Genomic DNA, 2742 nt, shown 5'->3' with positions numbered 1-2742 from the left:
GGCCGGACGCCGACGGAGGACGCGTCCGGCCCGGGCGTGCGGGGTGCCGTCCAGCACCATGGCGGCGCTCCCGGTGGGACGAGTGGGATGAACGGGGTTCCCGCGCACGGCTGTACGGGCCAGGCCGCCACACAGAGGTCTGCGGGGCTGTGGGAAGAAGCGCCGGTGGGAAGGGGCGGGAGACGAAGTCGTACTCCCGGGGCGGCCACCGCTCAATGCCGCCCCCCTCGCCGGTGTGCGCGAGGAGGACACCGCTCGCGCGGCCGCTGAAGCGCGCGGTACCGGTCAGTTCCCGGCGGGCAGGAGACACGCACCCGCCGGGTCCCCGGCGAACGGACGATCGGTGAAGGCGTCGACGACGCCGGTTCGCATGCCCGGACCGCTTGCCCGAACCGCAGCGAGGCCGGCCCCGCCGAGTCCGCCCTCGGGTCTTGAGCAGGGGGATCCTCCGGGCAGCCGCCGGGTCAGTCCGTGGAGAGGGCTTCGAGGAGGTCGCCGACCTGCGGGTCGGGCAGAGCACGGGCGACATCGGCCTGGGCGACGATGCCGACGAGGTCGTGGCCGTCGATCACGGGCAGCCGCCGGACCTTGTGCGAGGTCATCGTGCGCAGGATCTCACCGGCGTCGTCGTCGGCGCCGATCGTCACCGCCTCCCCCTGCGCGAGCTCCCCCGCGTTGGTCTTGGCGGGGTCCTTGCCGGCTCCCAGGACCTTCACCACGATGTCGCGGTCGGTCAGCATGCCCTTGAGCTTGTTGTCGGTCCCGCAGATCGGCAGGGCGCCCACGCCCAGCTCGGTCATCTTCCGGGCCGCGGTCAGCACCGTCTCGTCCGCGCCGATGCACTCGGTACCGGCGGTCATGATCTCTCTGGCAGTTGTCACGTCTCGTCTTCCTGTCTTCGTCGCGGAGGGAGCCGCCCGGGGCTTCGCCACCCCGGGCCGGCTCCCTCACACTTCCTACGCCCGCCCCGGGCGGCCGCCAAAGCGCCACGGCGTCGCCGCACCGGCATCATCCGATTGCCCGGTTCCTGACGCCGGTCACGCGGCCGCCGATCACGCCGCTCGTCAGCCCAGGGAGGCGATCAGGTCGTTGCAGGCCTGCTCGCAGCGGCGACAGGCCTCGGCGCAGACGCGGCAGTGGTCGTGCATGCCGGCGTGGCTTTCGCACTCGTCGGCGCACGCCCTGCACACCGCCGCGCATGCCTGGAGCTGGGCGCGGGTGATGTCGGCGTCGTAACCGGTGTGGCGGGAGAGCACACGGCCGGTGGTCTGGCAGATGTCGGCGCAGTCCAGGTCGGTGCGGACGCACTTGGCCAGCTCGGCGACCTTCTCCTCCGACAGGCAGGCGTCGGCGCACGCGGTACACGCCTGCGCGCAGGCGATGCACTCCTCGATGCAGCGCGTCAGTCTGTCGCGGTCCACGCCGCCCAGGTCGGCCGGGTAGGCACCCAGCATGTCCTTGACCACTGTGGTCATCGTCCACCTCCGTTGAAAGGCCCGCGGTGCCGGTCGCCCCGCGCGGCCGCCTTCGTCGCCCTGCTACGCGTAACACCCGGTGGGGCCCCTCAAACCGCTGGAACCGTTACGCCTCCGACCGAGGGGGTACCTCTGCGCGGACAAACGGTTGGTACGTGCGGAAATGAGGGAGTACATGAAAATTGGCTACAAGCTCGCCGCCGAGGCGTTCGGCCCGGCGGAGCTGGTGCGGCAGGCGGTCCTGGCGGAGCAGGCCGGCTTCGACTTCGTCGAGATCAGCGACCACTACCACCCCTGGCTCGACAACCAGGGCCACTCGCCGTTCGCCTGGACCGTGCTGGGGAGCATCGCGGCGAAGACGTCGCGGATCGGGCTGGCGACCGGCGTGACGTGTCCGACCGTGCGCTACCACCCGGCGATCATCGCCCAGGCCGCCGCGACCCTCGCCCTGGTGTCGGACGGCCGCTTCGTCCTCGGCGTCGGCTCGGGCGAGCGGCTGAACGAACACGTCGTCGGCCGGGGTTTCCCGGACGCCGTCAGCACGCGGCACGAGATGCTCAGGGAAGCCCTGGAGATCATCCGCCTGCTGTGGCGCGGCGGTTACCAGTCGTACGACGGGAAGCACCTGCGGCTCGAGGACGCCCGGGTGTTCGACCTGCCGGAGGAACTGCCGCTGATCGCGGTCGCCGCGAGCGGGCGGGAGTCGACACGGATCGCCGCGGAGCTGGGCGACGGCCTGTTCGCCACCGAGGACAAACCGCAGATCGTCCAGCAGTACCGGGACGCGGGCGGCAGCGGCCCGCGCTACGCGGAGGTCCCGATGGCCTGGGCGCCCGACGAGCGCACCGCGGCGAAGGCCGCCCTGGAGACGTCGCGCTGGGCCGTGACCGGGTGGAAGGTCATGAGCGAACTGCCCAACCCGGTCAATTTCGACGCGGCGACCACGACCGTGCGCGAGGACGACATCCTCGGGAAGTTCGCGTGCGGCACGGACCCCGCCCGGTACGTCGAGGTGGCGCAGCAGTTCGTCGACGCGGGCTTCGACAGGCTGGTCATGCAGAACGCCGGGCCCGATCCCGACGGCTTCATCGACTTCTACCAGCGCGAACTCGGCAGCCGTATCCAGCAGCTCAGGCCCAGCGGCTCACCTGCCTGAGCCCCGTGAGGACAAGGCCGCCCACACCGCCCACTTCTCCATCGGCTCGGGCACCAAGCTCGCCGTCGAGGACGCCCTGGCACTGGCCGCGTGCGTCGAGGAGCAGCCCGA

3 protein-coding genes are annotated in these 2742 nt (G+C 71.6%); 1 reads left to right on the top strand and 2 read right to left on the bottom strand.

Annotated features, from left to right (window positions below; genetic code table 11):
* Positions 1-464: 464 nt before the first annotated feature.
* Positions 465-881 (bottom strand): CBS domain-containing protein, encoded by a 417-nt coding sequence (locus tag ACWD0Y_RS36525; RefSeq protein WP_176710196.1) that lies wholly within the window; start codon positions 879-881, stop codon positions 465-467.
* 183 nt (positions 882-1064) lie between these two features.
* Complete coding sequence (locus tag ACWD0Y_RS36520; protein ID WP_450264554.1) at positions 1065-1475, bottom strand: four-helix bundle copper-binding protein; 411 nt, start codon at positions 1473-1475, stop codon at positions 1065-1067.
* Between the two features lie 175 nt (positions 1476-1650).
* Here ACWD0Y_RS36520 and ACWD0Y_RS36515 point away from each other — a divergent pair, with 175 nt between their 5' ends.
* On the top strand, positions 1651-2631 hold the full coding sequence (locus ACWD0Y_RS36515; protein ID WP_450264553.1) for a TIGR03557 family F420-dependent LLM class oxidoreductase: 981 nt from the start codon (positions 1651-1653) through the stop codon (positions 2629-2631).
* Positions 2632-2742: the final 111 nt, after the last annotated feature.

The organism is Streptomyces altiplanensis (assembly GCF_053591575.1).
Note: the sequence above shows the minus strand (reverse complement) of the source record. Positions and strands in the feature narration are given on the sequence as shown.